This is a genomic window from Pseudomonas sp. JV241A, from assembly GCF_900275665.1.
Taxonomy (GTDB): Bacteria; Pseudomonadota; Gammaproteobacteria; order Pseudomonadales; family Pseudomonadaceae; genus Aquipseudomonas; species Aquipseudomonas wadenswilerensis.
The window spans coordinates 1-21,860 of record NZ_OPYO01000006.1 but is presented as its reverse complement, the minus strand read 5'-3'; the positions used below and the strand labels follow the sequence as shown (position 1 = coordinate 21,860).

Sequence of the window (21,860 nt, the reverse complement as noted above, 5' to 3'; positions counted from 1 at the left end):
GGGGTAACCCGGGCGTTCATTTATGAGCCAGGCACTGATTGAACTGACCGACCTGGGCTTTGCCTGGCCGGGCCAAGCCCCCCTGCTGGATATTCCCGCCCTGCGCCTGGAAGCCGGCGAATCGCTGTTTCTCAAAGGCCCCAGCGGCAGCGGCAAGACCACCCTGCTCGGCCTGCTCGGCGGCGTGCAAAAACCCGATCGCGGCAGCATCCGCCTGCTCGGCCAGGACTTGAGCGAACTGAAGCTGGCCGCCCGCGACCGCTTTCGGGTCGACCACACCGGTTACATCTTCCAGCAGTTCAACCTGCTGCCGTTCCTCTCGGTACGGGAGAACGTCGAACTGCCCTGCCGCTTCTCGCGCAGCCGCGCGCAACGCGCCGCCGAGCGCCACGGCAGCATCGACCAGGCCGCCGCCAGCCTGCTTGCTCACCTGGGTTTGAAAGACCCGGCGCTGCTCGCCCGCCGCGCCGACAGCCTGTCGATCGGCCAGCAGCAGCGTGTCGCGGCCGCCCGGGCCTTGATCGGCCAGCCGGAACTGGTGATCGCCGACGAGCCGACGTCCGCCCTCGATGCCGACACCCGTGAAGCCTTCATTCGCCTGTTGTTCGCCGAGTGCCGTGCCGCCGGTTCCAGCCTGCTGTTTGTCAGCCACGACCAGAGCCTGGCGCCGTTGTTCGACCGTCAGCTGTCCCTTGCCGAACTCAACCGTGCGGCCCAGCCGGCCAATGACCTGGAGGCCTGATGTACCTGCTCCGCCTTGCCTTGGCCAGCCTGGCCAACCGCCGCTTTACTGCTTTTTTGACCGCCTTCGCCATTGCACTCTCGGTGTGCCTGCTGCTGGCGGTCGAGCGGGTGCGCACCGAAGCCCGCGCCAGCTTCGCCAGCACCATCAGCGGCACCGACCTGATCGTCGGCGCCCGCTCAGGCTCGGTGAACCTGCTGCTGTACTCGGTATTTCGCATCGGCAACGCCACCAACAACATTCGTTGGGAGAGCTTCGAACACTACGCCAGCGACAAACGGGTGAAATGGGCCATCCCCATTTCCCTGGGCGATTCGCATCGCGGCTACCGGGTAATGGGCACCGACGCACGCTATTTCGAGCACTACCAGTACGGCCGCAAGCAGCACCTGCAACTGGCCGAGGGACGGGCCTTTGCCAGTGATCCGTTCGAGGTGGTGCTTGGCGCCGAAGTGGCCGACGCCCTGCACTACAAGCTTGGCGACAAACTGGTGCTGGCCCATGGCGTGGCAGCCATCAGCCTGGTCAAGCACGATGACAAACCCTTCACCGTGGTCGGCGTGCTGCAACGCACCGGCACTCCCGTCGACCGTACTTTGCACATCAGCCTGGGCGGGATGGAAGCCATCCACATCGACTGGCACAACGGCATGCCGGCCCGCGGCGCTGGGCGCATCAGCGCCGAGCAGGCGCGCAACATGGACCTCGAGCCCGTAGCCATCACCGCGTTCATGCTCGGCCTGAACAACAAGGTGGCAACCTTCAGCCTGCAACGGGAAATCAACGAGTACCGCGGCGAACCGCTGCTGGCGATCCTCCCCGGTGTAGCCCTGCAAGAGCTCTGGAGCCTGATGGGCACGGCTGAGCAGGCACTGTTCGTGGTCTCGTTGTTTGTGGTACTGACCGGCCTGATCGGCATGCTCACCGCGATCCTCACCAGCCTCAATGAACGGCGCCGGGAAATGGCCATCCTGCGCTCGGTAGGCGCGCGCCCCTGGCACATTGCCGGGCTGCTGGTGCTCGAAGCCCTGGCCTTGGCGGTAGCCGGTATCGGCGCCGGGCTGGCCTTGTTATACGGCGGCATCGCCCTGGCTCAGGGCTACGTGCAAGCCAACTACGGCCTGTTACTGCCGCTGGCCTGGCCCAGCGCCCATGAGTGGACCTTGCTGGGCATCATTCTTGGCGCTGCCCTGCTGATGGGCAGCGTGCCGGCTTGGCGCGCCTATCGCCAGTCGCTGGCCGACGGCCTGTCCATTCACCTGTGAGCACCTCGATGACCCGCGCCCTGCTGCTGTTACTGCTGTTGATCGCCTCGCCCTTGTGGGCGGCCGAACCCCGCACCCTGGAATGGCAGCAACTGATCCCGGCCGGGGCGCCGGTGATCCAGCCGCAGCTGGCGCCGCTGCACGACCTCTCGCAATTGAGTGATGCCCTGGCCGCGGAAGCGGCGCCAGCAGCGCGGCAAACCGCACCCAATGCCCCGGTGGTCAAGGCCCTGGATGGCCAGCAGGTGAAACTGCCCGGCTATATCGTGCCACTGGAAGTCAGCGAGGAAGGCCGCACCACCGAGTTCCTGCTGGTGCCTTACTACGGCGCCTGCATTCATGTGCCGCCACCGCCGTCGAACCAGATCGTTCACATCTTCAGCGAGATTGGCGTGAAGGTCGAAGACCTCTACCAGCCTTACTGGATCGAAGGCCAGATGCAGGTCAAAGCCACCAGCAGTGAACTGGCCGATGCCGGATATCAGATGGAAGCCGAGAAAATCTACGCATACGAGCTAGAATAAATGGCCGCCTGCAGGGCTTTGACGATTTCATTGAGCTGAGTCAAAAGTCGCCGTCCGTCAGCTCCTTACCATTGGACTCATTAAATTCTAAACGTCCTTTGGGAGCTTCCATGAACAAGTCCTTGCTTGGCGCCTCGCTCGTTGCTCTGGCGCTTGCAGCCCCTGTTGCCCACGCCCACCAGGCTGGCGACTTCATCCTGCGTGCCGGTGCGATCACTACCGCTCCCAACGAGAACAGCGGCGACATCAAGCTCGACGGCACCAAGATGTCCGGCACCAAGGCAACCCTGGACAGCGACACCCAACTGGGTCTGGCTTTCGCCTACATGCTGACCGACCACATCGGCCTCGAGCTGCTGGCCGCCACCCCGTTCCAGCACACTGTCGGCGTCAAGGGCCTGGGCGCTGGCCTGGACGGCAAGCTGGGCGACATCAAGCAACTGCCGCCGACCCTGTCGCTGCAGTACTACCCGATGGAAGCTTCGTCGAAGTTCCAGCCTTACGCTGGTATCGGCCTGAACTACACCATGTTCTTTGACGAAGACCTGAGCAGCAACCGCAAAGCTCAAGGCTTCAGCAACATGAAGTTGAAAGATTCGGTCGGCCTGGCCGGTCAGTTGGGCATGGACTACATGATCAACGACAACTTCCTGGTCAACGCCGCGGTCTGGTACGTCGACATCGACACCAAGGCCACCATCGACGGCCCGAGCGCCCTGGGCGTCGGCAAGACCAAGGTCGACGTGGATGTCGATCCATGGGTCTACATGGTGGGTGTAGGCTACAAGTTCTAAGCGTCGTTTAAACACAAATCGCGGGGCAAGCCCGCTCCTACAGCACTTGTAGGAGCGGGCTTGCCCCGCGATGCATTTCAGCGCCCTAAAAGACGCGCCAGCCCATCGGCCAGTGGCGTCGGCTCAGGGAAATCAAAACGGCTCAGCAAACGCTGATTGTTCGCCCGCGAATGGCGGATATCACCCGAGCGCGCTGGCCCATGACTGATCGCCGGCAAATCGCCAACCACCGATTTCAGCGCGGCCAGCAACTGGTTCAGCGAAGTGGCCTGATTCAGGCCGATATTCACCGCGCCCTCTTCGACTTCCGCCATCTCCAGTGCCTGGACCATCACCGTCACCAGATCGCCGACATAGAGAAAGTCGCGAGTCTGCTCGCCATCGCCAAACAGGGTGATCGGCGTCCCGTTCAGGGCGCGCTCGCAGAAAATGCTGATGACCCCGGAATACGGCGAGGACGGATCCTGGCGCGGGCCGAAGATGTTGAAGAAGCGAAACACTACCGGTTCCAGGCCATGCTGACGGCGGTAGAAGTCCAGGTATTGCTCGCTGGCCAGCTTGTCTACCGCGTAAGGCGTCAACGGTGCCTTGGGCGTATCTTCCTCGATCGACTGGCCTTCGCCGTTATTGCCATAAACCGCAGCGCTGGAGGCAAACAACACGCGCTTGATGCCGTTCAGGCGCATGGCCTCGCAGACATTCAGGGTGCCGATGAAGTTGCTCTGGTGGGTTTTCACCGGGTCATCCACCGAGGCCTGCACCGAGGCCACGGCGGCCAGGTGCACCACTGCCTGGCAACCGGCAGCCACGCGTTTGACCAGCTCGGCGTCGGCGACGTCGCCTTCGACCAGTTCCAGACGCGGGTTATCTACTTGGAGGTTGCCTGGTTTGCCGGTCGACAGGTCATCGAGGATACGCACGGCATAACCTTTGGCCAGCAGCGCATCGCTCAGGTGGGAACCGATGAAGCCAGCGCCACCGGTGATCAGAATAGGGGCATCAGCCATGACGATAGAAGCGATCCAGTAAGGGCGGCAAACCGGCGCGCCAGGCGCGGGGTTTGATACCAAAGGTGTGGAGAATTTTCTTGCAGGCCAGTACCGCATGCTGCGGTTCTTCGCTGGCGTCCGGGCGCGCGGCGTGGGCCTGCGCGGTCGGTGCCTGTACCGCCAGCTTATGCAACTGGGCCGCTTCTGTGAGGATAGCCTGCCCCAGCGCCAGCGGCGTGGTCGCCTCGTTGCCGGCGTAGTGATAGGTGCCCCACAGCGGCGCGGCGCAATCGAGCTGCTTGAGTACCGAAAGGATCACCCGCGCGGCGTCGTCCACCGGGGTCGGGTTGCCACGCCGGTCATCGGCCAACAGCAGCTCCTGGGGTTGCTCGGCGCGGGTCAGGAAGCGCCCGAGCACACCGTCGATGCTCTCGTCGAGCACCCAGCCAAAGCGCAGCAGTACATGTTGCGGGCAGGTGGCGCGTACGCTCTGCTCGATGCGCCACAAGGCCTGGCCACGCAGGCCCAGCGGCACTGGCTCATCCTTTTCGCTGTAGGCCGTGGCCCGCGAGCCATCGAAGACCCGGTAGCTGGACGGCTGGACGAGAATGATGTTGTGGTGCTGACACAGCTCGGCCAGGCGCTCGACTGCGCGTTCCTGCTGGGCCAGGCGCTGCTCGCTGACTGCTTCGGCCTGGAACCAGTCGAAATAGTAGGCCAGGTTGATCAGCGCATCGGGGCGGGTGTCGTCGAGCAGTTGGGTCAGGCTCGCTGGATCCCAGCCGCTGTCCGGCGGGCGCGGCGCCAGAAAGCCGATATCTTCCTCGGCCCCGAGACGAATCAGCGCTTGCCCGAGGGCACTTCCACCACCCAACAGCATCAGGCGCATTCGCATAGAGTCAGCAGGTCCGATCAGTTTATTGGAAGAAAGCCTTCATTTTGCGGTTTCCGGCAGGGGAAGTCCAACACAGGGGCACCCGTCCCGCCCGGCGTTGCGTCGAGGGCGAGTTTTTGCCCCTGCGTAATCTACCTATACTAGATCCGGAGTAATCTGGCACAGGCAACCCGCTCGGCACGTGGCGGCATCATCAGTTCCTGGAGACGGTGTCCATGCATCTGGAAGCAACCTCGACCCAACGTTCCACCTGGCAATACGACGAACCCACCCCCGGCACCGAACGCTTCATCAGCGAAACCTTCGACGGCTTCCAGCAACAGGCGCGGCTGCTGATACCCGATCAGGAGCGCGCCGCGCCGCTGTTCGTGATCGGTGGTGCGCGCTCTGACTTCACCCGCCTCAACCCGCTGTTGTATCGCCTGCAACAGCAGGGTATCGGCTCGCTGACCGGCAACCTCTCAGGCCATAGCCTGGCGGCCGAGCCCGGCGCACCACAACCGTCGCTGACCACCAACCTGGAGGAGGCGCAGCGCTTTCACCGGCATATCGCCGAGCGCTGCCAGACCCTGCTCGGCCACAGCCTCGGCGGCGCCATCGCGCTGAAACTGGCCGCGCAAACACCGGCCATCGACAAGCTGGTGCTGATCTGCCCGGCGGTTTACCCGGATGCCGCCCACCAGGCGCCCTTCGGCCCGGCCTTCACCGAGGCGATCCGCCAGCCCTACGGGTTTCTCGACTGCGACAGCTACGAATTCCTGCGCAAGTTCCAAGGCCGGGTGCTGCTGGTGATCGGCGAGTTCGACGGGCTCAACTCCAGGGCTTATGGGCAAGGCGAAGGCACCTCGGCCGGCACCTTGTGGCTGGCCGGTGCCCAGCGTTACAGCCCGATCCCCGAAGAAGTCACCCAGGCCCTGCTGCGCGCAGTGCCGGCGCCGCACCTGGAATGCCTGCTACTGACCGATTGCGATCACGGCATCGCCGCGCACCTGCGCGACAAGCCGGCCGTGGCCGATCAGGTGGCGCAGGTGGTGGCCGAGTTCATTCTCGGCTGAGCGCGGTTATTCGATCTCGAACAGGCCGTTACGGATCGGCCCGGCGCTGAGGCGTTCGCGTACGTCGTCGTCGATCCGCGGATCGTCCGGGCGGTACAGCTTGACCTGGCGGTAGGCGCTGATGCGGTTGATCTCGGTGCCCAGGTATTCCCACACCACCCGGGTGCAGGCCGGGGTGCGCCGGTCGCCGCTGGAAACCCCGGTCTTGAGGCCGTTGAGGCGGGTAATGCGGCTCTTGAAGCTGGGTATCAGGATGGTCTGGCTCATCTCGTTGACGGTCAGCGATTCGTAGTCGAGCAAAAACAAGCGGTCCTGCAACTGGAACGCCGCGCCCAGGTAGCGGCAACGCACCCAGTCTTCGGCCTGAACGTCGGTGCTGCTGGAGCGCTCCTGACGCTCCTGACGCTCGAACAAAAAACTGCCGCGCTCTTCGCGCAGGTGCACCAGCGACAGCAGGATCGAGCCCGGTACCGACATGCAGTTGGAGTATTCGAAGTAATAACCGCAGTAGCGCGACAGGTTGCCGGCCTGTTCACGCAACGGCCGCAGCAGTTCGGCCAGCGGGTCGTCCTGGCTCACTGCGGGGTTGGCGGCACTGCGGGCACCGATCAGGCGGGCGAACTGCTCCGGCGGCAAACCCAGCTCGTAATCCTCGACACCGAAGAAATCGCCGATGCGCTTGAGGTTGTATGCCGTCGGCTGGCTCTGCCCGCTCAGGTACTTGTTGAACTGCGCGCGGTTGATCGACAGCTGCCGGCAAACTTCCGAGATAGAGCGGTAGTGGCTGCAGGCAAGCTTGAGATTGGTGCCGAGATATTCGCTCATGTGAGCCGTTCCAGGTGATGCGACAGGCGCCAGTTTAGCATCAAGTCGCATCAACTGAGAGCAACCCGCGAAATTGTAACCAACCTTGTCATGACCAACCATGCGCCCCCATGGATACGGCGCATCGACGCCGGCCTGTCGTCTTTCATGCGAAGAATAAGAATCGAGGTATTACATGCTCGAAGCGCTCAACGATTTCCTCTCGGGGAAACTCCTCATCGTGCTTATCGTCGGACTCGGCAGCTATTTCACCCTGCGCTCCCGTTTCGTCCAGTTCCGCCATTTCGGCCACATGTTCAGCGTCTTCAAGGAATCCCTGCGCGGCCAGGCCGGCCAACTGAGCTCGTTCCAGGCGCTGATGCTGAGCCTGGCCGGCCGTGTCGGTGCCGGTAACATCGCAGGTGTCGGCATCGCCGTGACCCTCGGCGGCCCGGGGGCGGTGTTCTGGATGTGGGTAACCGCGCTGGTGGGCATGTCCAGCAGCTTTTTCGAGTGCACCCTGGCCCAGGTCTACAAGCGGAGCGACGGCAACGGCCTGTACCGTGGCGGCCCGGCCTACTACATCCAGCACGGCTTGAAGCTGCGCTGGATGGCAATGGTGTTCGCGATCCTGCTGCTGGTGACCTACGGCTTCACCTTCAACGGCCTGCAGTCCTACACCGTGACCCACTCGCTGCAGAACGCTTTCGGCTTCGAACCGCAGTACACCGGCATCGCCCTGGCCGCCCTGCTCGGCCTGGTGTTCATCGGTGGTATCAAGCGTATCGCCTCGGTTTCGGACCTGCTGGTACCGATCAAGACCCTGGCCTACATCGGTGTGACCCTGTACGTGATCTTCACCCAGATCGAACACGTGCCGGCCATGCTCGAAACCATCATCAAAAGCGCTTTCGGCCTTGATCCGGCCTTTGCCGGCCTGCTCGGCAGCGCCATCGTCATGGGCGTGAAGCGTGGCGTGTTCGCCAACGAAGCCGGCCTTGGCAGTGCGCCGAACGTTGCCGCTGTTGCCGCTGTACGCCACCCGGCGGCCCAGGGCGTGGTCCAGGCCTTCTCGGTGTTCCTCGATACCTTCGTGATCTGCACCTGCACCGCGCTGCTGATCCTGCTCTCGGGCTTCTATACCCCAGGCTTCGAAGGTGACGGCATCGCCCTGACCCAGAACTCCCTGGCCGCCGTGGTCGGTGACTGGGGGCGGATCTTCGTCAGCGTGGCCCTGTCGTTGTTCGTCTTCACCTGCATCCTCTACAACTACTACCTGGGTGAAACCAGCCTGCAGTTCTTCACCCGTAACCGCCTGGTGCTGCTGAGCTACCGCGGCCTGGTGCTGCTGCTGATCCTCTGGGGCTCGGTGCAGAACCTGTCAACCGTATTCGCCTTTGCCGACATCACCATGACCTGCCTGGCGTTCGTCAACCTGATCGCCCTGGCCCTGCTGTTCAAGGTCGGCCTGCGCGTGATGCGCGACTACGACGAACAGCGCCGCGCCGGTATCGCCCAGCCGGTGTTCGATGCGTCGAAGTTTTCCGACCTCGACCTGGACCCGCAAGCCTGGCCGGTCAAGCCGGTTGCTGAAGCCGAGGCTGAAGTGGCTGTCGGTCAGGCTCAGACCCAGCGCTGATCCATACTGCAGAAAAAGCCGCCCCGTTCGTGGGCGGCTTCCCCCTCCCCCGCTTTTCTCTCACCTGCCCGGAAATTTCTCATGCGTGCAGTCAAGAACCTTCTAGTCCTGTACACCGGCGGCACCATCGGCATGCTGCAAACCCCGCAAGGCCTGGCGCCTGCCGGTGGCTTCGAAGCGCGCATGCGTGAGCACCTGCAACAGCTGGCCGATGCGCCGCTGCTGACCTGGCGCCTGCACGAACTGACGCCGTTGATCGACAGCGCCAACATGCAGCAAGGCAACTGGCTGGCCATGCGCGAGGCGATTGTCGAAGCGGTCGAGCGCGATGGCCATGACGGCATCCTCCTGCTGCACGGCACCGACACCCTGGCCTACACCGCAGCGGCACTGTCGTTCCTGCTGCTCGGCCTGCCGGTACCCGTGCTGCTGACCGGCTCGATGTTGCCGGCCGGCGCCCCCGACAGCGACGCCTGGGACAACCTCTGCGGCGCCCTGCGCTTGATGGCGACGGGTATCGACAACGGTGTGCAGCTGTATTTCCACGGCCAGCTGTTGCATGGCGCGCGCGCTTCGAAGCTGCGCAGCGAGGCTTTCGATGCCTTCGCCACGCTGCCGCGTGAACGCGATGGGCAACGCGTCGAGACGATCCCGGCCTGCCTGGATTATCGCCAGCCATGCCAACCGGTAAACCTGATGGTGTTGCCGGTGTTCCCCGGGCTGCAGGTCGGCCATCTGCGCGGCCTGCTGGCCAGCGGTGTACAAGGCCTGCTGCTGGAGTGCTACGGCAGCGGCACCGGGCCGTCGGACGATCAGGACCTGTTGGATGCATTGCACGACGCTCGCCAAGGCGGGGTGTTGATTGCTGCTATCAGCCAGTGCCCGGAAGGTGCGGTGCACTTCGATACTTATGCGGCCGGCAGCCGCTTGCGCGACACCGGCCTGGTCAGCGCTGGCGGCATGACCCGCGAAGCTGCGCTGGGCAAGATGTTCGCCTTGCTCGGCGCCGGGCTGGATGTGCAGGCGGCGGAGCACTGGTTCGCCCTGGACCTGTGCGGCGAGCGCGCACAGTAGAAAATGGCGGAAGGCAGCGGGAGTCGAACCTGCCCAGGAACGGCTGCCGTCCCCAACCGGGTTTGAAGCCCGGCCGCGCCACCGGGCGCGATTGCCTTCCTTGTACGGATTACTGCCCGGGCGATTGGGCCAGGGCATTGTCGGCGCGAATCTGCCGCCGATCGCCAACACGCCGGGTGAGGCCGATGCGGTCGAAGTACTCGAGTATCTGCACGCTGCGTTTGCGGCCGATCCCCAAGACATCGCGAAACGCTGCGACCTGCACCACCGGGTCATCGCTGGCCAGCTGCAAGAGCATAGCCGCCATTTGCCGGATCGTGGCCTCAGGATAGAACAGATCGCGCACCACCTGGTGCACCTGCCCCAAGCGCCCGAGCTTGCGCAGCAACAAGCGCACCTCGGCCTCATCGGCTTTTACCGACCTGGCCAGATCGCGTACCCAGGGCGGATCGAACGTGCCTTCTTCAAGCAACGGTTGCAACTGGCTCCACAGCTGGGAGTCGGCATCGCTCAAGCGTATCTGGTGCCCGGGCAGATGCAGCCAGGGCCCGCTACCGACCAACCTGCCGCCGGCGAGCAGCTCATCCACCAGGCTGATGAATGCCGGACGTTCCAGTGCCAGGGCAATGAAGCGACGCAAACGATCGCGATCAGGGCCGAGCTGATCCGGCTCCTGCTCATGGAAACGCGCCAGCCCCTCCAGCACTGCGGTTTGCAGTGCAAGCCAATGCTCATTGGTGAACAGCAGCGGTCCTTGCCGGGTAGCGATTATCTGGACATTGGCGGGTAGTTGCCAACTGCTGCGCAGGCGGTTGAACTGACGCTCCAGGCGCTGTGGGTCGAGCCCGATGTCGTCACTGGCGAGCAGTGCCGGCAGGGCCTGTTCCAGGCTGTTGGCGCAGGCCAATGCCTGCAACTGGGCGATGCGCGCCTCGCTGCGGCGCTGGCGGGCAGGCGCAAAGGGGTCGAGTACACGGCCCCCCCCGAGGGTACGTTGTGCACGCTGGTCACGCAGTACCAGCCGATCACCGTGAACCGCCTGCAGCGGTGCATTACTGAGCAACTGGGCAAACATGCGCGCGCCCGGCAGCAACTGCTCGCCCTGCAACAAAGCCACCCGGGCGGTGACATCCTGGGTGCCCAGGTGCACGTGCACCGGGCTGAAATGCTCGAAGGCGCGAAGTTCGCTGGCCAGTAGCTGCAGCTCGATATCCAGGCGCTGGGTCGGCGCGTGCAGCCACTCGGCAAGCAGCCAGTCACCGCGGTGAATCTGCTCAAGGTCCAGGCGCTCGGCGCTGATGTTCAGGGCGACTCGCTGCCCGGCATGGGCCTCGGCGGCCACCTGGTTCTGCGCATGCAGGCCACGCACCCGTACCGGCTTGCCGGCTTTGCCCAGCAGCAGGGTGTCGCCCAGCAGCAGGGTGTCGCCCAGTTGCACACGCCCGTCCAGCGCGGTACCAGTGACCACGATGCCGGCGCCAGCTACTGCGAACGCGCGGTCGATGGCCAGGCGAAAACCGCCCTGGCTACGGCGCTGGCTGACCTCGCCCTGGGCCGCCAGCAAGGCCAGGCGCAGCGGCTCGATACCCTCACCCGTCACACTGGAAACCACGAACTGCGCCGCGCCCGTATAAGGCCCGGCCGCCAGCAACGCACTGACCTGGACTTGTACTTCCTGCACCCGCTGCGGCTCGACCCGATCGCACTTGCTGATCACCACCAGGGCCTGGGGAATGCCCAGCAATTCGACAATCGCCAGGTGCTCGCGGGTTTGCGGCATCACCCCGTCATCAGCAGCGACGACCAGCAGCACCAGGTCGATACCCTGGGCGCCAGCGAGCATGTTGTGGATAAAACGTTCGTGGCCGGGCACATCGATAAAGCCGGTAAGAGGTGCGCCCTCGGTCAGGGCGGCAAAGCGATAACCGAGGTCGATGGTCATGCCGCGCTCGCGCTCTTCCCGGCGCTGGTCGCCCGCCTGGCCGGTCAGGGCTTCGAGCAGGGCCGTCTTGCCGTGGTCGATATGCCCGGCGGTACCGACAATCACACCTGCACCTGCGACAACTGCGCCAACCACGCGGCTTCGTCATCGAGTTGGCGCAGGTCCAGCCACAGGGCATCGTCATCGATGCGTCCGAGTACCGGAATCGGCAGGGCCCGCAGCGCGCTCTCCAGGCCATGCAAGGTGCGCCCGCGCAGACGCTTGGAGACCTGTGGGCGTAAACACAAGGCAGCACTGGGCAAGCGCGCCACCGGCTGGCTGCCACTGCCGATCATGCCCAGCGCAGGCTCTGCGCTGACCGCCCAGTGGTCGCCCAGCTGTTGAGCCAACGCCGGCAGCAAGCGCTCGGCCTGCTGGAGGATATCGGCCTGCGACCGGGTCAGCAGGCGCAGGCTGGGCAGGCGCTCGGCCAACTGATCGGGGTTGCGGTACAAAGCCAGCACGGCTTCAAGTGCCGCAAGGGTAAGCTTGTCGACCCGCAAGGCGCGTTTGAGCGGGTTCTTCTTGATCCGCGCGATCAAGTCCTTGCGCCCGACGATGATGCCCGCCTGGGGCCCGCCCAGCAGTTTGTCGCCGCTGAAGGTGACGATATCGGCGCCATCAGCCAGGGACTGGCGCACGGTAGGCTCGGCCGGCAAGCCCCAGCGGCTGAGATCGAGCAGGCTGCCGCTGCCCAGGTCTTCCAGCAACGGCAACCCGTGGCGATGGGCCAACTGCGCCAGTTCTGCCGTCGGCACCTGGGTGGTGAAGCCCTGGATGCTGTAGTTGCTGCAATGCACGCGCATCAACAGGCCGCTGCGCGGGCTGATGGCCGCTTCGTAATCGCGGGCGTGAGTACGGTTGGTGGTGCCCACTTCATGCAGCTTGACCCCGGCGCGGGCCATGATATCGGGAATACGAAAAGCGCCACCGATCTCGATCAGCTCGCCACGCGAGATGATCCCCTCCTTGCGTGCGCCCAGGCTGTTGAGCGCCAGCAGCACGGCAGCGGCGTTGTTGTTGACCACAGTGACGGCCTCGGCGCCGGTGAGCTCGCGGATCAGGCCTTCGATCAGGTCATCGCGGTCGCCGCGTTTGCCGCTGGCCAGGTCGAATTCGAGGTTGAGCGGGTAGCGGGCCGCCAGTTGCACGGCGTCGATGGCTTCCTCGGGCAGCAAGGCCCGCCCCAGGTTGGTGTGCAGCACCGTGCCGGTGAGGTTGAACACGCGGCGGACCTGACTGCGGTGCCGGGTAATGAGGCGCTCGCCGGCGCGGCCAAGCAGCACAGGGGCAGCCAGTTCGGCGGCATCCAGCTGGCCGAGCCTGGCGTCGTCGCGCAGGTCGTCGAGCAGTTGGCGCAGGCTGGCCAGGACAGCGTCGCGGCCGTAGCGGTCGATCAGCGGGAGGCTGGCGGGGTGACGCAACAGGGTGTCGATGGAGGGCAGGCGGGTCGGGAGCTTGGCGAGGTTGGACGACATTCAGACGGTTCTCAACTTCAGCGTTGACCTAGTGGGAGCTGGCTCGCCAGCGATGGCATCACTACAGTCCTGGCGATGGACCGCAGCGTCTGCATCGCTGGCAAGCCAGCTCCCACAGGGTTATGGGCAAAACCTCAGTGTAGACCCGATCTCACTCCCCTCCCGGCGCCAGCAACAGGTTCGGCGCCAGGCGCTGAAATCCTTCCTGATCCAGGCGCATATCCAGCGCCAGGCTGGCCAGGTCGGCCGACAGCGCTTCGGCATCGGCGTCGTTTTCCAGGTAGATGTGCTTGAGATAGGCGTTGCAGCCCGGACAGCACTCGGCCTGCAGCGGTGCCTTGGCGCTGGCATGGCGGTCGTCCTCAAAGCTGAAATACTTGAGGTCCTTGCTCTGCTCGCAGTACACGCACTTGACCCGCACCACATGCCATTCGCAGGCACACAGCGAACACACCAGGTAACGCAGGCCGTTGTACTTGCCGCGGTGGCGGATCACCCCGGCCATCGCCGGTGAGCCACAGGCCGGGCATTGGCACAGGCTGTCCGCCGCCTTCAACTCGACACCCTGCAGGCTCAGCAACCAATGGCTCCAGGCGGCCTGCAACGCGGCGCCGAGAAACGGCACCAACGCCGCCGGTACCAGGCTGTACTGGCCTGTGAGCAAGGCGATGGCCCACAGCTTGCGCTGTTCGTCGGCAGCACGCTGCAGTACTGCCACCGCATCCGCCACAGCGCCACGCGAAGCCGGATAGCGCTGCAACAACGCCTGCAGATAAGCCAGCCAATGCCCTTCGCGCACCAGGCTGTCGGCCGCCAGCGGTGGCAAGCCGTGCTCGACACACAGGCGCTGGCGCTCAGTGTCGCTGGGGGCTGCGGCAGGCGGTTGGTCCAGCAGGCCCTGTTGTACCTGGCACAGGCCGGCCAGCAAGCGCAGGTAATCCGCCAGCGGGTTGCCCTCGGCCAATAGCTCCAGCCGCTGCGCGCGCAGGGCGAACAGGTTCTTCGGCGGCAGATAGAGAAACGGCGGCGTGCTGGCCGCCGCTTCGATCTGCCCGGGTTCCAGAAGAGTACTCAAGCGCTCATCCTTTTTTGTTGATCGGCGGCTCCGGTTGTTTGTCGCCGGTCACCTCCCGATACCACAGCTCATGGTGTTTTTTCGCCCAGGCGCGGCTGACCCAGCCATGCAGCATGGCGCTGACCGAGCCCTTGATCCAGATGCCGGCGTAGATGTGGACGATGATGCTCAGCACCAGCACGAACGCCGCCAGCGCATGCAGCAGGGTTGCCAGGCGAATCGAGCCGATGCCGAAGTAACTGCTGAAGTAGGCGCGCCAGATCACCACGCCGCTGATCAACAGGACCAGCATGCACAGCAGCAGCGTCCAGAACAGCAGCTTCTGCCCGGGGTTGTACTTGCCGATCGGCGGTACGCCCTCCTCTTCGTTGCGCATCACCCGGTCGATGCGTTTGAGCCACAGGCGATCGTTGGCGATAAAGTAGTTCGCCCGCCAGAAACGCAGCACCAGGCCAAGAAAGAACACGAACATCAGCACGCCCATGAACGGATGCAATATGCGCGTCCAGGGCCCGCCACCGAACAGATGGCTGAGCCAGTACAGCGCCGGGTGAAACAGCGCCAGCCCCGACAACGCGGCCATGATGAAGAGGATCGCCACCAGCCAGTGGTTGCTCCGCTCGTTGGCGTTGTAGCGCAGGATCGGTTTGTCGTTCATGGTCGTTCCTCCCCTTGCCCACCTGGCCGCTTCGGGTCATAGACATGCACCGCTGGATCGACCACATGCACGCTGGCATCCGGCGGGCTGGGGTGCTCGTCTTCTTCGACCCGTTGCGGGCCGACGCGCACATAATGGAAGAACCCGGCCAGCACCGCCGCGCCCATGGCCAGCAGCGCCAGCGGCTTGGTCACACCTTTCCACAAGCCGACCAGCGGGCTGATGATCGGCTGGTCCGGAAGGCCTGCGTATATCCTCGGTGTGTCGGCGTGGTGCAGCACGTACATCACGTGGGTACCGCCGACGCCATCCGGGTCATACAGGCCGGCGTTGTCGAAACCACGGGACTTGAGGTCGACGATGCGCTCGGCGGCATGCTCCTTCATGTCCTGCTTGGTGCCGAAGACGATGGCGCCGGTCGGGCAGGTTTTCACGCAGGCCGGCTCCAGCCCCACCGACACGCGGTCGGAGCACAGGGTGCATTTGTAAGCCTTGTGGTCCTTCTGCGAGATCCGCGGGATGTTGAACGGGCAGCCGGTGATGCAGTAACCGCAACCGATGCAATGGTCCTGGTTGAAGTCGACGATGCCGTTGGCATGCTTGATGATCGCTCCCGGGCTCGGGCAGGCCTTCAGGCAGCCGGGGTCAGCGCAGTGCATGCAACCGTCCTTGCGGATCAGCCACTCCAGGTTGCCCTCGCTGGTCTCGTGCTCGGTGAAGCGCATTAGGGTCCAGGTTTCGGCGCTCAGGTCCTGCGGGTTGTCGTAGGTGCCATGGTTGTAGCCAACCTCGTCACGCAGCTCGTTCCATTCCGAACAGGCCACCTGGCAGGCCTTGCAACCGATGCACTTGGTAGTGTCGATCAGCTTGGCCACTTCCTCCTGCTGACGGATAGACGAAGGGGCGGTGGTGGTGGCCGAACGGGCGATGATGTCTTGGCTGGCCATCAGATTTTCTCCACGTTGACCAGGAACGACTTCGATTCCGGGGTCTGGGTGTTGCCATCACCGAGGAACGGCACCAGGGTGTTGGTCAGGTAGCCGTGCCGGGTTACCCCGGTAAACCCCCAGTGCAACGGAATGCCGATCTGGTGCACGGTCTGGTTGTTGACCTGCAACGGCCGGATCCGCTTGGTCACCACCGCAACTGCCTCGATATGCCCACGCTTGCAGGAGACCCGTACCCGGTCACCGGCGGCGATACCCTTCTCCTTGGCCAGGGCTTCGCCGATCTCGACAAACTGCTCGGGCTGGGTCACGGCGTTGATCGGACAGTGCTTGGTCCAGAAGTGGAAGTGCTCGGTCAGGCGGTAGCTGGTGGCCGCGTAAGGGAAGTCCTTGGCTTGCCCCAGGCTGTCCCACACCGAATCGAACACCCGCCCGGCCGGGTTGCTGGTCGCCTGCTTGTTGTTCGGGTGCAACGGGTTGATGCCGATCGGCGTCTCGAACGGCTCGTAATGCTCGGGGAATGGCCCTTCGGCCATCTTGTCCAGGGCAAAGAAGCGCGCGACCCCTTCAGGGTTCATGATGAACGGGTTCATCCCCGACTCCGGCGCCGCATCGACCTTGAAGTCCGGCACGTCGGTGCCGCCCCACGCCTTGCCGTTCCACCACACCAGGCGCTTGTTCGGCGCCCACGGCTTGCCTTGAGGGTCGGCCGAGGCACGGTTGTAGAGAATCCGTCGGTTCATCGGCCAGGCCCAGGCCCAGCCCAGGTTTTGCTTCATCCCGTACGGGTCGGCGTTGTCGCGCCGGGCCATCTGGTTACCCTGCTCGGTCCAGCTGCCAGAGAAAATCCAGCAACCGGAGGCGGTGCTGCCATCGTCCTTGAGCTGGGCGAAGCCGGCCAGTTGCTGCCCGGCCTTGACCAGCGCCCCCGAGGCATCGGTGACATCGGCCACGGCGTAGCCACTGAACTCCTTGGCGATTTCTTCCGGCGTCGGTTCTTCGGGCACCTTGTAGGGCCAGTTGAGTTTGAGGATCGACTCGGCCCAAGCGCCGCCGTCGCGCTGATAACGCTCGCGCAGGCGCAGGAACAGCTCGCTCATGATGCGCACGTCGGTACGCGCCTGTCCCGGCCCTTCGGCGCCCTTCCAGTGCCATTGCAACCAGCGGCTGCTGTTGACCAGCGAGCCATCCTCCTCGGCAAAGCAGGTGGTGGGCAGGCGAATGACTTCGGTCTGGATACTGGCCGTTTCGACATCGTTGAACGGCCCGGCATTGCGCCAGAACTCCGAGGTCTCGGTGGCCAGCGGGTCCATCACCACCAGCCACTTGAGCTTGCTCAGGGCGGCGGTAACGCGGTTCTTGTCGGGCAAGGCGGCAATCGGGTTGAAGCCCTGGCAGAAGTAACCGTTGACCTGGTCCTTGGCCATCATGTCGAACATCTTCAACACGTCGTAACCGGGAATATCCAGCTTCGGCAGGTAGTCATAGCCCCAGTTGTTCTCGACCGTGGCGTTGGCGCCATACCAGGCCTTCATCAGGCTGACATGGAACTTGCCATAGTTCTGCCAGTAGGACAGCTGCCCCGGCCGCAGTGCCTTGGGCGCACGCTTGGCGATGTAGGCGTTGTAGTCTTGCTCGGCATCCGCGGGCAGGGTCAGGTAACCCGGCAGCAGGTTGGACAACAGCCCAAGGTCTGTCAGCCCCTGGATATTGGAGTGCCCACGCAAGGCGTTGACTCCGCCACCCGGCATGCCGACGTTGCCCAGCAGCAACTGGACCATGGCGGCACTGCGGATGATCTGCGAGCCGATCGAATGCTGAGTCCAGCCCAGGGCATAAAGAATCGTCATGGTCTTGCCCGGTTGCGAGCAAGTAGCGATCTCTTCCCAGATCTTGCGCATGCTGTCGGCCGGCATACCGCAGATCTGGCTGGCCAGTTCCAGGGTGTAGCGGCTGTAGTGCTGCTTCATCAACTGGTAGACACAGCGTGGGTCCTGCAGCGTCGGGTCGACCTTGGCAAAGCCATCCTCGCCGATTTCGTAGCCCCAGCCGGACTTGTCGGTGTAACTGCGCTTGGCCGCGTCGTAACCACTGAACAGGCCGTCTTCGAAACTGAAACCGGCTTTGACGATAAACGACACATCGGTGTAGTTGCGCACGTACTCGTGCTGGATCTTGTCGTTGCTCAGCAGAAAATTGATCAACCCGCCCATGAAGGCAATATCACTGCCGGTGCGGATTGGCGCGTAATAGTCGGCCACCGAAGCGGTTCGGGTAAAACGCGGGTCGACCACGATCAGACGGGCCTTGTTGTGGGCCTTGGCCTCGGTCACCCATTTGAAGCCACAGGGATGGGCTTCTGCAGCGTTGCCACCCATCACCAGGATCAGATTCGCGTTGGCGATATCGGTCCAGTGGTTGGTCATGGCTCCACGGCCGTACGTCGGGGCAAGACTTGCCACCGTCGGGCCATGTCAGACACGTGCCTGGTTATCGAACCCCAGCATGCCAAGGCTGCGAATGACCTTGTGGGTCATGTAGCCGGCTTCATTGGAAGACGCCGAGGCGGCCAGGAAGCCTACGCTCAGCCAACGGTTGACGGTCTGGCCCTGGGCATTCTTCTCGATGAAGTTGGCGTCACGGTCGGCTTTCATCAGGTCGGCGACACGGTCAAGCGCGTCATCCCAGGAAATCCGCGTCCACTCGTTGCTCCCCGCCTTGCGCACCTGGGGGTACTGCAAACGGCTGGGGCTGTGGATAAAGTCGAGCAGGCCGGCGCCTTTCGGGCACAGCGTACCGCGGTTCACCGGATGGTCGGCGTCGCCTTCGATATGGATGATGTTCTGCGCCACGTTCTTGGCCGCATCACCCTGGCTGTACATGATCAGGCCGCAGCCGACCGAGCAGTAGGGGCAGGTGTTGCGGGTCTCTTTGGTGTGCGCCAGCTTGAAGTGGCGCACCTGCTCGGCGAAGGCAGGTGTCGGGGCCATGCCCAACGCCGCCAGGCTCGAGCCTCCAAGGCCAACTGCTGCGACCTTGAAGAACTGCCGACGGTTGAGATCCATCGTGCACTCCTGATCAGGTGGTGGACGCGCGGGACGTTGCCGGCGTCTCTTGAACGATCACGGTGGCGACATTGGTAGCAGTCACCAGTTGATACTGTAGTCAAGATTCCTGACCAGCGTGCTGAAAATGGCTCATTACCCCGTTACAGGTTGCGCACGACATTGAGCGCAGCGCTACGTCATCGCGCTTCCCCTCCCAAGTAGTCCGAAACTCCCATCTCGCCTGGGAGTATCGGCCGATGCACAAGTTCCGACGCTTATCCATAGTTGCAGCGTGTATCGATAGTAGGTCCACGGTCCGGCCCCTACGCCTGGAATTGCTCTGGAGAATGTCATGACTACCCGCAAAAAAATAACAACACCCACGAGCGACCTGACCGGTGACAGCAGTACCGATCTGTTCCCCATCCGCCAGAATGCCGTTGCGAGCAAAGACAAAAACGCTACCGTCGTAAGCGATCCACCGCCCCAGCAGACGCCGACCGTCACAACCGATCAAGCAGACTACGCCCCCGGCAGCACGGCCATCATCACGGCCAGCGGTTTCGCCGCTGGTAGCACAGTGGCGCTCGAAGTGGAGCACGCCACCGGCCCAGGCGCGGATAACCTGTGGGGCACGCCCGACGATGTACTCAATACCAACACCGGCGAGGGACATGAGCCCTGGTACGTGACCGACGGCGGTGCCGGCGATCTCGACGGCCAAGTCAACGGCAGCGTCACGACCTCGTGGTACGTGAATCCCGACGATTCGGCAGGCGCGACGTTCCTGCTCACCGCCACCTCTGCCGGTGCCGATGGCAAGTTTGCTACCCGTGACGACGTTGTCGCGACAACGTCGTTTACCGACAGCGCCCTGAGCGTGGTAGCGACGGGGGTAAACGTTTCGTTGGACGAAACAGCCGGCTTGCAGAACAGCATGGCCACCGCAGTCCCTGCGGGAGACGCTGACGACAATGACATTCTGCTCACGGCGCTGCCCTCGGCCTTCGCTACCCGGCTGACAGCACTGGGGGCAGGTACCGCAACAGGTGCGGCCTTGAGTGGCTATACGGGGGCGGCGGGCAACACGGGCAGCAATGCGTTCACCATCACCGCGGCGCCCGGAGCCAGCATTTCCGATATCAGCTTCACCGACAGCCTTGGCGCAGCGCTCAATGGCCTGGACAGCGGACTCGATACCCTCAATGGCACCGATATCCTTCTCTATACCGATACCAACAACAACATCCTGCTGGGCCGAGCCGGGGGCCCAGCCGGCGCGATCGTGTTCGCGGCCTACATCGAGGAAACCGGATCACCGGTCAGCGGCGGCAAGATCTGGACCGTGGAATACCAACCGCTCAAGCATCCGGACGCCAGTAACCCGGACGATGCCCTCAACCTGCTGAACAAGGTGTTCATCGGTGCTAGCCAGGACCTGGTATTCAGCCTGGCCAATGCGCCTTCAGGGCAAAACCTGTTCCTGATGTTCACGACGGCGAACCCGACCGTTGTCGACGTCGGTGGGGTCCTGCGGATCACGGACCCGACAATTATCGCCACCGGCAAGAACCCCGCCGACCAGTCGAGCGGCGCCAATATAACGACGGGCGACACGATCAATACCAGCCAGGCGGGTGGCCCGACCACCTTCGGCACCAACAGTCAGATGATTACGGAACAGGAAGGCATCCGCTTTTCGTTCGTCACCGGTGCCCGGCAGAATGTGACCATTCCCAACCTGGATCAGAACGAAGCAGATGTTGAAGCCAACATCGACTTTACCGCCGTGTTCAATACGAGGTCGGCCACTTTCGACGTCGTGCAGTTGCAAAGCGGCAAGAGCGCTGTGGTAAAAATCAGCGCATTCAGCACCGCTGCTGAACCTGGCGTGAATTTCATCAACGGCTATGTGGGTGATACGTCAGTTGCAATCAGCAATGTTCGCGTCATCAACATCAGCACCGGGCTGGTGATCGAGAACTCGGACGGATCGGCGAATGATCCGGCCATTGTCATCAGCTTTGCTTCCGGGGTTGCAACCATCACCGGCGTTAAAGCCGGCTACAAGATTGAATACACCACAACGGCAGACCACAACCGCGTGCTCATCGAGAATGGCGCGGCTACCGACGCCAAGGGCAATAACCACGCCGATTTCGATATCGGTGGCTTCAAGCTGCTCCAAGCCTCTACTACGACCGCCGAAATTGGCTCGAAGATGATCTTCGAGGACGACGGCCCGAGCATCAGCACCACCGGCACCGAGCCAACACTGACAGTAGACGAAACTGTGCTGGCAACTAACGCCACGCAGAACTTCGCCGCCAACTTCACCTCGGCATTCGGCGCCGATGGCGCCGGCACCCTGACCTATGCGCTGGGCGTGGTAGCCGGGGCCTCGGGGCTGACCGACACGGCCACTAATGAGGCGGTGAACCTGTCGCTCAACAGCGGCGTGGTCGAAGGCCGTACGGCGACGACCAACCAACTGGTGTTCACCGTCAGCGTTGCCGCCAACGGTGACGTCACCCTCGATCAGCTCCGCGCCGTGGTGCATTCCGACACCACCAATCCGGATGATTCCACCAGCCTGACCGCCGACAACCTGGTGACCCTGACGGCAACCAAAACCGACAGGGATGGCGACAGCGTCCAGGCCACCCTCAACATCGGGCAGAACCTGGTTATCAAGGACGACGGCCCGAGCATCAGCACCACCGGCACCGAGCCAACGCTGACGGTGGACGAAACTGTGCTGGCGACTAACGCCAGGCAGAGCTTCGCCGCCAACTTCACCGCGTCGTGTGCTGCGGATGGCGCCGGAACGTTGGCCTATGCGCTGGGCGTGGTAGCCGGGGCCTCCGGGCTGACCGACACGGCAACTAATGAG

At 63.6% G+C, this 21,860-nt stretch carries 17 protein-coding genes and 1 tRNA gene; 8 read left to right on the top strand and 10 right to left on the bottom strand.

Going from position 1 to position 21,860, the window contains the following annotated elements:
- Positions 1 to 22 precede the first annotated feature (22 nt).
- The 4 genes from JV241A_RS02370 to JV241A_RS02355 all read left to right on the top strand — a co-directional run bounded on the left by JV241A_RS02370 (position 23) and on the right by JV241A_RS02355 (position 3,325).
- A complete protein-coding gene (locus JV241A_RS02370; protein ID WP_115085094.1) occupies positions 23 to 742 on the top strand; it encodes an ABC transporter ATP-binding protein in 720 nt (239 codons plus the stop codon).
- The gene (locus tag JV241A_RS02365) at positions 742 to 2,007 is read left to right on the top strand and encodes an ABC transporter permease (protein ID WP_115085093.1); all 1,266 of its coding nucleotides are present in this window, start codon (positions 742 to 744) and stop codon (positions 2,005 to 2,007) included. Before JV241A_RS02370 ends, JV241A_RS02365 begins: the two co-directional genes overlap by 1 nt.
- An 8-nt stretch (positions 2,008 to 2,015) precedes the next feature.
- A complete protein-coding gene (locus JV241A_RS02360) occupies positions 2,016 to 2,531 on the top strand; it encodes a DUF3299 domain-containing protein (protein ID WP_115085092.1) in 516 nt (171 codons plus the stop codon).
- Positions 2,532 to 2,641: 110 nt separating this feature from the next.
- Complete coding sequence (locus JV241A_RS02355; protein ID WP_115085091.1) at positions 2,642 to 3,325, top strand: OmpW family outer membrane protein; 684 nt, start codon at positions 2,642 to 2,644, stop codon at positions 3,323 to 3,325.
- A 77-nt stretch (positions 3,326 to 3,402) separates the two neighbouring features.
- On the opposite strand, the gene JV241A_RS02350 is transcribed toward JV241A_RS02355, so the two are convergent.
- Together JV241A_RS02350 and JV241A_RS02345 are read right to left on the bottom strand one after the other, a co-directional pair.
- Positions 3,403 to 4,332, bottom strand: a complete 930-nt coding sequence (locus JV241A_RS02350; protein WP_115085090.1) for an NAD-dependent epimerase/dehydratase family protein — start codon at positions 4,330 to 4,332, stop codon at positions 3,403 to 3,405.
- Positions 4,325 to 5,209 carry a sugar nucleotide-binding protein gene (locus JV241A_RS02345; protein ID WP_045199991.1) on the bottom strand — a complete coding sequence of 295 codons (885 nt, stop codon included), beginning with the start codon at positions 5,207 to 5,209 and terminating at the stop codon, positions 4,325 to 4,327. The genes JV241A_RS02350 and JV241A_RS02345 overlap by 8 nt, the downstream gene beginning before the upstream one ends.
- A 215-nt stretch (positions 5,210 to 5,424) precedes the next feature.
- Between JV241A_RS02345 and JV241A_RS02340 the strand changes: the two genes are divergently transcribed.
- On the top strand, positions 5,425 to 6,264 hold the full coding sequence (locus JV241A_RS02340; RefSeq protein ID WP_115085089.1) for an alpha/beta fold hydrolase: 840 nt from the start codon (positions 5,425 to 5,427) through the stop codon (positions 6,262 to 6,264).
- Positions 6,265 to 6,270: 6 nt separating this feature from the next.
- Here JV241A_RS02340 and JV241A_RS02335 read toward each other — a convergent pair whose 3' ends face one another.
- Positions 6,271 to 7,089, bottom strand: a complete 819-nt coding sequence (locus JV241A_RS02335) for a helix-turn-helix transcriptional regulator (protein WP_115085088.1) — start codon at positions 7,087 to 7,089, stop codon at positions 6,271 to 6,273.
- Positions 7,090 to 7,264: 175 nt separating this feature from the next.
- Between JV241A_RS02335 and JV241A_RS02330 the strand changes: the two genes are divergently transcribed.
- Both JV241A_RS02330 and JV241A_RS02325 read left to right on the top strand, forming a co-directional pair.
- Positions 7,265 to 8,707, top strand: a complete 1,443-nt coding sequence (locus tag JV241A_RS02330; protein ID WP_115085087.1) for a sodium:alanine symporter family protein — start codon at positions 7,265 to 7,267, stop codon at positions 8,705 to 8,707.
- 81 nt (positions 8,708 to 8,788) lie between these two features.
- Entirely contained in the window at positions 8,789 to 9,781 is a 993-nt protein-coding gene (locus JV241A_RS02325) for an asparaginase (protein WP_134061295.1), read from the top strand.
- A gap of 4 nt (positions 9,782 to 9,785) precedes the next feature.
- Here the strand turns inward: JV241A_RS02325 and JV241A_RS02320 are convergent.
- The 7 genes from JV241A_RS02320 to fdnG all read right to left on the bottom strand — a co-directional run bounded on the left by JV241A_RS02320 (position 9,786) and on the right by fdnG (position 18,985).
- Positions 9,786 to 9,881: transfer RNA gene (locus tag JV241A_RS02320), tRNA-Sec, on the bottom strand.
- A 9-nt stretch (positions 9,882 to 9,890) separates the two neighbouring features.
- The gene (gene selB, locus JV241A_RS02315) at positions 9,891 to 11,828 is read right to left on the bottom strand and encodes a selenocysteine-specific translation elongation factor (RefSeq protein ID WP_134061294.1); all 1,938 of its coding nucleotides are present in this window, start codon (positions 11,826 to 11,828) and stop codon (positions 9,891 to 9,893) included.
- The gene (selA, locus tag JV241A_RS02310) at positions 11,825 to 13,240 is read right to left on the bottom strand and encodes an L-seryl-tRNA(Sec) selenium transferase (protein ID WP_134061293.1); all 1,416 of its coding nucleotides are present in this window, start codon (positions 13,238 to 13,240) and stop codon (positions 11,825 to 11,827) included. The genes selB and selA overlap by 4 nt, the downstream gene beginning before the upstream one ends.
- Positions 13,241 to 13,391: 151 nt before the next feature.
- Positions 13,392 to 14,315 (bottom strand): formate dehydrogenase accessory protein FdhE, encoded by a 924-nt coding sequence (fdhE, locus tag JV241A_RS02305; RefSeq protein ID WP_115085082.1) that lies wholly within the window; start codon positions 14,313 to 14,315, stop codon positions 13,392 to 13,394.
- Between the two features lie 4 nt (positions 14,316 to 14,319).
- Positions 14,320 to 14,973 carry a formate dehydrogenase subunit gamma gene (locus JV241A_RS02300; RefSeq protein ID WP_134061292.1) on the bottom strand — a complete coding sequence of 218 codons (654 nt, stop codon included), beginning with the start codon at positions 14,971 to 14,973 and terminating at the stop codon, positions 14,320 to 14,322.
- Positions 14,970 to 15,920 (bottom strand): formate dehydrogenase subunit beta, encoded by a 951-nt coding sequence (gene fdxH / locus JV241A_RS02295; protein ID WP_134061291.1) that lies wholly within the window; start codon positions 15,918 to 15,920, stop codon positions 14,970 to 14,972. The genes JV241A_RS02300 and fdxH overlap by 4 nt, the downstream gene beginning before the upstream one ends.
- On the bottom strand, positions 15,920 to 18,985 hold the full coding sequence (gene fdnG, locus JV241A_RS02290) for a formate dehydrogenase-N subunit alpha (protein WP_166675632.1): 3,066 nt from the start codon (positions 18,983 to 18,985) through the stop codon (positions 15,920 to 15,922). Before fdnG ends, fdxH begins: the two co-directional genes overlap by 1 nt.
- Positions 18,986 to 19,319: 334 nt before the next feature.
- On the opposite strand from fdnG, the gene JV241A_RS02280 reads away from it, so the two are divergent.
- Positions 19,320 to 21,860 (top strand): DUF5801 repeats-in-toxin domain-containing protein (locus JV241A_RS02280; RefSeq protein ID WP_240047823.1); only part of this gene is annotated, 2,541 nt, incomplete at its 3' end.

Coding starts and splice junctions, on each gene's coding strand:
- JV241A_RS02300 (WP_134061292.1), bottom strand. CDS start 14,973: ATGAACGACAAACCGATCCTGCGCTACAACGCCAACGAGCGGAGCAAC.
- JV241A_RS02335 (WP_115085088.1), bottom strand. CDS start 7,089: ATGAGCGAATATCTCGGCACCAATCTCAAGCTTGCCTGCAGCCACTAC.
- JV241A_RS02355 (WP_115085091.1), top strand. CDS start 2,642: ATGAACAAGTCCTTGCTTGGCGCCTCGCTCGTTGCTCTGGCGCTTGCA.
- JV241A_RS02350 (WP_115085090.1), bottom strand. CDS start 4,332: ATGGCTGATGCCCCTATTCTGATCACCGGTGGCGCTGGCTTCATCGGT.
- selA (WP_134061293.1), bottom strand. CDS start 13,240: ATGTCGTCCAACCTCGCCAAGCTCCCGACCCGCCTGCCCTCCATCGAC.
- JV241A_RS02345 (WP_045199991.1), bottom strand. CDS start 5,209: ATGCGAATGCGCCTGATGCTGTTGGGTGGTGGAAGTGCCCTCGGGCAA.
- JV241A_RS02360 (WP_115085092.1), top strand. CDS start 2,016: ATGACCCGCGCCCTGCTGCTGTTACTGCTGTTGATCGCCTCGCCCTTG.
- JV241A_RS02325 (WP_134061295.1), top strand. CDS start 8,789: ATGCGTGCAGTCAAGAACCTTCTAGTCCTGTACACCGGCGGCACCATC.
- JV241A_RS02330 (WP_115085087.1), top strand. CDS start 7,265: ATGCTCGAAGCGCTCAACGATTTCCTCTCGGGGAAACTCCTCATCGTG.
- fdxH (WP_134061291.1), bottom strand. CDS start 15,920: ATGGCCAGCCAAGACATCATCGCCCGTTCGGCCACCACCACCGCCCCT.
- JV241A_RS02340 (WP_115085089.1), top strand. CDS start 5,425: ATGCATCTGGAAGCAACCTCGACCCAACGTTCCACCTGGCAATACGAC.
- JV241A_RS02365 (WP_115085093.1), top strand. CDS start 742: ATGTACCTGCTCCGCCTTGCCTTGGCCAGCCTGGCCAACCGCCGCTTT.
- JV241A_RS02370 (WP_115085094.1), top strand. CDS start 23: ATGAGCCAGGCACTGATTGAACTGACCGACCTGGGCTTTGCCTGGCCG.